The sequence below is a fragment of the Marinobacter gelidimuriae genome (assembly GCF_000372805.1).
Taxonomy (GTDB): Bacteria; Pseudomonadota; Gammaproteobacteria; order Pseudomonadales; family Oleiphilaceae; genus Marinobacter; species Marinobacter gelidimuriae.
In genome coordinates, this window is sequence record NZ_KB889868.1 from 1 (window position 1) to 1,018 (window position 1,018).

The following is a 1,018-nucleotide window of genomic DNA, read 5'->3' on the forward strand; positions in this document are numbered from 1 at the left end:
CCTTCAGGCGGCATGGAAACGCGTTCGAGCCAATAAAGGGGCGGCTGGCATCGACGGGATGACCGTTGATGAGTTCCCCTCTTGGGCAAGGTGTGGCCGTTGGAAAGAGATCGTTGAAGAACTGGAAACAGGTCTCTATTATCCCTTTCCGGTCAGACGTGTTGAAATAGATAAACCTGATGGCGGCAAACGCCAATTAGGGATACCCACGGTCACTGATCGTGTTATTCAGCAAGCCATTGCCCAAATACTAACTCCCATCTTCGATCCAGACTTCTCGAACAATAGCTTCGGGTTCCGTCCAAATCGTAATGGGCAGCAAGCGGTTAAGCAGGTTCAAGGCATCATCAAAACGGGTCGCCGTTTTTCTGTTGATGTTGATCTGTCTAAGTTCTTTGATCGAGTTAACCATGATTTACTGATGACGTACCTTGGCTACAAAGTGAAGGATAAACGGCTTCTTAAATTGATTAAGCGTTATCTCCGAGCTGGGGTTATCGATAACCAGCTCTATAGTGAAAGTCATGAGGGTGTTCCTCAAGGTGGGCCTCTTTCGCCACTATTGGCGAACATCATGCTCGACCCACTAGACAAAGAACTTGAGAAGCGAGGCCACAAATTCGCCCGATACGCAGACGACTTTACGATCTTAGTGAAGAGTAAGCGAGCAGGCGAACGTGTACTTCATAGTATCAGTAGATACCTGCAACGCCGTTTGAAATTGATCGTTAACACGATCAAAAGCCGCGTCGTTAAAACCAATGATAGTAAGTTCCTGGGATTCACTTTCCGAGCAGGGAACATTCATTGGCACCCGAATACGTTGAATAAGTTCAAACAACAAGTTCGGAAACTAACGAATCGCAACTGGGGTGTATCAATGCGATACCAACTCTTCAAGCTGAGCCAGTACTTACGTGGCTGGATCAATTACTTTGGTATCGCCAAAGGCTATCAACTCTGTGTCGATCTAGATCAATGGATTCGGCGCAGGGTCAGAATGGCTTACTGGCGACAG

1 protein-coding gene is annotated in these 1,018 nt (G+C 47.2%); it reads left to right on the top strand.

Annotated elements, in window-relative coordinates; translation table 11 throughout:
• On the top strand, positions 1-1,018 hold a 1,018-nt coding region (gene ltrA, locus A3OI_RS0104175; RefSeq protein ID WP_018403078.1), incomplete at both ends, for a group II intron reverse transcriptase/maturase.